Source organism: Pseudomonas sp. NFACC46-3, from assembly GCF_900114515.1.
Lineage (GTDB): Bacteria > Pseudomonadota > Gammaproteobacteria > Pseudomonadales > Pseudomonadaceae > Aquipseudomonas > Aquipseudomonas fluorescens_Q.
The window spans coordinates 1-5,984 of the sequence record NZ_FOTH01000072.1 but is presented as its reverse complement, the minus strand read 5'-3'; the positions used below and the strand labels follow the sequence as shown (position 1 = coordinate 5,984).

Annotated in this window: 5 protein-coding genes; 4 read left to right on the top strand and 1 reads right to left on the bottom strand. The window is 61.5% G+C overall.

Annotated features, from left to right (window positions below):
- Positions 1-357 precede the first annotated feature (357 nt).
- Positions 358-1,941, bottom strand: a complete 1,584-nt coding sequence (locus BM300_RS29670) for a peptide chain release factor 3 (RefSeq protein WP_092464707.1) — start codon at positions 1,939-1,941, stop codon at positions 358-360.
- 332 nt (positions 1,942-2,273) lie between these two features.
- On the opposite strand from BM300_RS29670, the gene BM300_RS29665 reads away from it, so the two are divergent.
- From BM300_RS29665 to BM300_RS29650, 4 genes are read left to right on the top strand one after another with little or no spacing between them, the layout of a single operon-like run.
- Positions 2,274-2,990, top strand: coding sequence for an ABC transporter permease (locus BM300_RS29665; protein WP_072341146.1), 717 nt, complete (start codon positions 2,274-2,276; stop codon positions 2,988-2,990).
- 25 nt (positions 2,991-3,015) lie between these two features.
- On the top strand, positions 3,016-3,918 hold the full coding sequence (locus BM300_RS29660) for a glycine betaine ABC transporter substrate-binding protein (protein ID WP_092464705.1): 903 nt from the start codon (positions 3,016-3,018) through the stop codon (positions 3,916-3,918).
- Between the two features lie 15 nt (positions 3,919-3,933).
- On the top strand, positions 3,934-4,587 hold the full coding sequence (locus BM300_RS29655) for an ABC transporter permease (RefSeq protein WP_024616353.1): 654 nt from the start codon (positions 3,934-3,936) through the stop codon (positions 4,585-4,587).
- Positions 4,584-5,741: an osmoprotectant ABC transporter ATP-binding protein OsmV gene (locus BM300_RS29650; RefSeq protein ID WP_092464703.1), complete on the top strand. Its 1,158-nt coding sequence runs from the start codon at positions 4,584-4,586 to the stop codon at positions 5,739-5,741. Before BM300_RS29655 ends, BM300_RS29650 begins: the two co-directional genes overlap by 4 nt.
- The last annotated feature ends 243 nt before the right edge of the window (positions 5,742-5,984 follow it).

Genomic DNA, 5,984 nt, shown 5'->3' with positions numbered 1-5,984 from the left:
GGGTAATTCGCGCGACCTTCCTGCTTATGCCTGTCGGATCTACGTCACAGCGTTCCGTGCAAGTATTGGGCTTTGGCAATTTTGGCTACCTTACCCCGCTGCACCGCCTAATCCGCTTCCTGTTCGTCAGGCCAGCATTTTGCCTCGGGCTTCCTTCAGATTCGCAGTCACCCGCGACACCCTTGCCTCTGGCTAACACTTCCCCTTGCCGGGTGTGTAGAGGACTTTCACCTCCAAGTCACCAGCGTGACCACCACAGCCAAGCTGGTTGCGCTTGCGCGCAACGCGCCATGCCTGGCGCACCAATAAAAAACCCCGCAGATTTCGCTACGGGGTTTGGGGGATGAAGCTCAAGGCTTAATGATGCTCACGCGTCGCCCGGAATTTCACATCCGGCCAGCGCTCTTCCATCAGCGCCAGGTTGACCCGGGTCGGGGCCAGGTAGGTCAGGTGACCGCCGCCGTCCAAGGCGAGGTTTTCCACGGCCTTGTTGGAAAACTCCTCGAGTTTCTTCTTGTCGCCGCATTCGACCCAACGGGCGGAGTACACGGTGATCGGCTCATAGGAGCACTCGACCTTGTATTCTTCTTTCAAGCGGCTGGCGACCACGTCGAACTGCAGCACACCGACCGCACCGAGGATGATGTCGTTGCTGCGAGTCGGGAAGAACACCTGGGTGGCGCCCTCTTCGGCCAGTTGCTGGAGGCCCTGGCGCAATTGCTTGGACTTGAGCGGATCCTTCAGGCGTACTCGGCGGAACAGTTCCGGGGCGAAGTGCGGGATGCCGGTAAAGCCCAGGGTTTCGCCTTCGGTGAAGGTGTCGCCGATCTGGATGGTGCCGTGGTTATGCAGGCCGATGATGTCACCGGCGAAGGCTTCTTCCAGTTGTTCGCGTTCCGAGGAGAAGAAGGTCAAGGCGTCGCCGATGCGCACGTCCTTGCCAGTGCGCACATGGCGCATCTTCATGCCTTTTTCGTATTTGCCGGAGCAGATGCGCATGAAGGCGATGCGGTCGCGGTGCTTGGGGTCCATGTTCGCCTGGATCTTGAACACGAAGCCCGAGAACTTCTCTTCCACCGGTTCCACGGTGCGCTCATTGGCGACACGGGCCAGTGGGCGCGGGGCCCAATCGACCACGGCGTCGAGCACATGGTCCACACCGAAGTTGCCCAACGCGGTCCCGAAGAACACCGGGGTCAGTTGACCATCGAGGAATTCCTGCTGGTTGAACTCGTGGCAGGCGCCCTGCACCAGCTCCAATTGCTCGACGAAACGATCGTACTCGTCGCCCAGGTGCGCGCGGGCTTCATCGGAGTCGAGCTTCTCGATGATCTTCACCTCGGTGCGCTCATGCCCGTGACCGGCGGTGTAGACAATGATGTAGTCGTCGGCCAGGTGGTACACACCCTTGAAGTCGCGGTAGCAGCCGATCGGCCAGGTGATCGGCGCGGCCTTGATCTTCAGCACCGCTTCGATCTCGTCGAGCAATTCGATCGGGTCGCGGATGTCACGGTCGAGTTTGTTGATGAAGCTGACAATCGGCGTGTCCCGCAGACGGCAGACGTCCATCAGCGCGATGGTCCGTGGCTCGACGCCTTTACCGCCGTCGAGGACCATCAAGGCCGAGTCCACTGCCGTCAGGGTGCGGTAGGTGTCTTCGGAGAAGTCTTCGTGGCCCGGGGTGTCGAGCAGGTTGATCATGTGGTCGCGATACGGGAACTGCATGACCGACGTGGTAATGGAAATACCCCGTTGTTTTTCCATTTCCATCCAGTCGGAGGTGGCATGGCGGTCGGACTTGCGAGATTTCACCGTGCCGGCGATCGCGATCGCCTTGCCCATCAGCAAGAGCTTTTCGGTGATGGTGGTCTTACCGGCATCGGGGTGGGAAATAATGGCGAAAGTGCGGCGTTTCGCGACTTCGGCGGCCTGTTTGGTCATGGGAAATCGCCTGGCAGGTGATTCAAAAAAGGGCGGCGATTATAGCTCAACTTGCGCCAGGAACCGAACCGTTGAGCACATCCAGGGTGGCCAGATCTTCCCTGGCATGGGAACCTTTAGCCGCGTGGAGGCGTCCACCACCCTGCTACGGCTGTTCGTCAGGGTCTGAAAAATCAGCAAGTTAGCCTGACGAGGCTGCGCTCATGGCTCGATTTACCTGCCGTTTTACCGGTATGGAAAAGAGCTGCTTCTCGCGAACGTTTTCCCGGCAACCAGTGATGGTTTGCCGCCCGGGAAAGCGTGCGCCGACTGAAAGACAAAGGAGTCCGCCTGTGGCTATCCGCTATGGCAAAGGGCTTATCGGGGGTGCGGTCGTCGTCGCGCTCCTGGCCCTGTTGGTCCACTGGATCGGCATCGATACGATCCAACGCTACCACGACGATCTGCTGTTCTACCTGCAAGCGCACCTGCTGCTTGTCCTGGCCTCCATGCTGGCGGCCCTGCTCGTGGGCATTCCCGCTGGCATCGCCCTCAGCCGCCCCGGCATGGTCGGGCGCGCCGAACGCTTCATGCAAGTGTTCAACATCGGCAACACCGTGCCGCCCCTGGCCGTGCTGGCCATCGCCCTGGGCATCCTGGGCATTGGCAGCGGGCCGGCCATCTTTGCGCTGTTCCTAGCCTCGCTGTTGCCCATCGTGCGCAACACCTATGAAGGTCTGAAAAACGTCCAGGGCTCCCTCAAGGAAGCCGCCGTCGGCATCGGCATGACCCCGCGCCAGGTGCTGTGGAAAGTCGAGTTGCCCAATGCCGTGCCGATCATCATCGGCGGCGTGCGGGTGGCGCTGGCGATCAACGTCGGCACCGCGCCGCTGGCATTCCTGATCGGCGCCAACAGCCTCGGCAGCCTGATCTTCCCCGGCATTGCCTTGAACAATCAGCCGCAGCTGCTGCTCGGCGCGGCCTGCACCGCCTTGCTGGCGTTGCTGCTCGACGGTTTGGTGACACTGGCCAGCCGCCTCTGGCTGGAACGCGGTCTGCGCCCGTCATAAGCCTGGCCGGATAAAGGAATCGTTTATGAAGAAGTTGAGCTTGATACTGGGCTGCGTCCTGCTGTTCGCAGGATTCGCCCAAGCCGCTGAAAAGCCCCTGATCCGCCTCGGCGCCCGGGTGTTCACCGAACAGACGCTGCTGGCGGAAATCACCGCGCAATACCTGCGCAGCAAGGGCTACGACGCGCAGATCACCGGTGGCCTGGGCAGCAACCTGGCCCGCAGTGCCCATGAAACCGGGCAATTGGACATGCTGTGGGAATACACCGGCGTGTCGCTGGTGGCCTACAACCATGTCACCGAGAAACTCGACAGCGCCCAGTCCTACGCCCGGGTGAAAGAACTCGACGCGAAAAAAGGCCTGGTCTGGCTGGCCCCGTCGAAATTCAGCAACACCTACGCCCTGGCACTGCCGGAGAAAGTCGCTCGCCAATACCCGCAGATCAACAGCATCAGCCAGTTGAACACGGTGCTGCAGGCCGAAGCCAACGACAATCACCTGGTGGCCCTGGACACCGAGTTCGCCAATCGTTCCGATGGCCTGGCGGGCATGGTCGAGCAGTACGGCATGAACCTGACCCGCAAGAATATCCGGCAGATGGATGCCGGCCTGGTCTATACCGCCCTGCGCAACGGCCAGGTATTCGCCGGCCTGGTGTACACCACCGACGGCCGGCTGAACGCTTTCAAGCTGAAGTTGCTCGAAGACGACAAGCACTACTTCCCCGACTACACCGCCGCGCCGGTGGTGCGCCAGGCGTTCCTCGATGCGCACCCGCAACTGGCCGCGCAGCTCAAGCCCCTGGCCGAGCTGTTCGACGACGCAACCATGCGCCAGCTCAACGCCCGCGTGGACGTCAACCACGAAAGCCCTTCCACCGTTGCCGCCGATTTCCTGCGCCAGCATTCCCTGCTCTCAACCCAATGACCTGGAGGAAAAGCCATGGATTTTCTTGACGCCTTTTCCCATCTGGACTGGCCGCTGGTGCTGCACCTGACCTGGCAGCACATCACCCTGGTGGGCATCGCTGTGACCCTGGCCATCGTGGTCGGCGTGCCGCTGGGTATCTTCATGACCCGCTTCCCGACGCTCGCGGGCCCGTTACAGGCCAGCGCCACCGTGCTGCTGACGATTCCGTCGATCGCGCTGTTCGGCCTGTTGCTGCCGTTTTATTCCAAATTCGGCCAAGGCCTGGGCCCGATGCCGGCGATCACCGCGGTGTTTCTCTATTCCCTGCTGCCGATCATGCGCAACACCTACCTGGCCCTGACCGGCGTCGAACCGGGTATCCGTGAAGCCGCCCGGGGCATCGGCATGACCTTCGGCCAGCGCCTGCGCATGGTCGAACTGCCCATCGCCGTGCCGGTGATCCTGGCCGGCGTGCGCACTGCCGTGGTCATGAACATCGGTGTCATGACCATCGCCGCCACCATCGGTGCCGGTGGCCTGGGCGTGCTCATCCTCGCTTCCATCAGCCGCAGCGACATGTCGATGCTGATCGTCGGCGCCGTGCTGGTCAGTCTCCTGGCCATCTTCGCCGACCTGCTTCTGCAATGGCTGCAACGCTCGCTGACCCCAAAAGGACTCCTCAAATGATCGAACTTCAAAACCTCAGCAAAACCTTCAAGAGCAACGGCAAGGACGTCAAGGCCGTGGACTCGGTGAACCTGATCGTCAACGAAGGCGAGATCTGCGTGTTCCTCGGGCCGTCGGGCTGTGGCAAAAGCACCACGCTGAAGATGATCAATCGCCTGATCCCGCCCACCTCAGGCAAGGTATTGATCAATGGCGAGGACACCACCGGCCTGGACGAAGTGACCCTGCGCCGCAACATCGGCTATGTGATCCAGCAGATCGGCCTGTTCCCGAACATGACCATCGAGGAGAACATCACAGTGGTCCCGCGCCTGCTGGGCTGGGACAAGCAGAAATGCCACGACCGTGCCCGCGAACTGATGAGCATGATCAAGCTCGAACCCAAGCAGTACCTGCATCGCTACCCTCGCGAGCTGTCCGGTGGCCAGCAGCAACGGATCGGCGTGATCCGTGCCCTGGCGGCCGATGCGCCGCTGCTGCTGATGGACGAACCCTTCGGCGCGGTGGACCCGATCAACCGCGAAATGATCCAGAACGAGTTCTTCGAGATGCAGCGGGCGCTGAACAAGACCGTGATCATGGTCAGCCACGACATCGACGAGGCCATCAAGCTGGGGGACAAGATTGCGATCTTCCGCGCCGGCAAGCTGGTCCAGTTCGATCACCCGGACACGTTGCTGGCGCATCCGGCCGACGAGTTCGTCAGCAGTTTCGTCGGCCAGGACAGCACGCTCAAGCGCCTGTTGCTGGTCAAGGCCGAAGACGCGGCGGACAACGCCCCGTCGGTCAGCCCCGAGACACCAGTGAGTGAGGCACTGGAGTTGATGGACGAACATGACCGTCGCTACGTGGTGGTCACCTGTGCCGAGAACAAGGCCCTGGGCTATGTACGCCGTCGCGACCTGTACCGCCAGACCGGCACCTGCGGACAATACCTGCGCGAATTCAACGCCACCGCCGCCTATGACGAGCATTTGCGGATCCTGCTGTCGCGCATGTACGAGTTCAACCGTTCGTGGCTGCCGGTGATGGACGCCGAGCGGGTGTTCCTCGGGGAAGTGACCCAGGAATCGATTGCCGAATACCTGAGCTCCGGACGCTCGCGTGGCGGCAAGACCAGTATTGTTTCGCCGGCTGAGACTGCGTTGGCCTGACTACTGATAACTCCCACACTCTGGAAGGTAGCCTGGGACCTGTGGCGAGGGAGCTTGCTCCCGATGGGTCGCGAAGCGGCCCCAAAAAAGCGATGAGCGCTTCGCACTCAAGCGGGAGCAAGCTCCCTCGCCACAAAAGCACATCCGGCGGCCTGAAAAACCCATCCAAGGGAACATCAATCTGTCACGCAGGTCGGTTACATCATGAGCTGTCGCGGGCCGCACGACGCGTGGCGGCAAGAC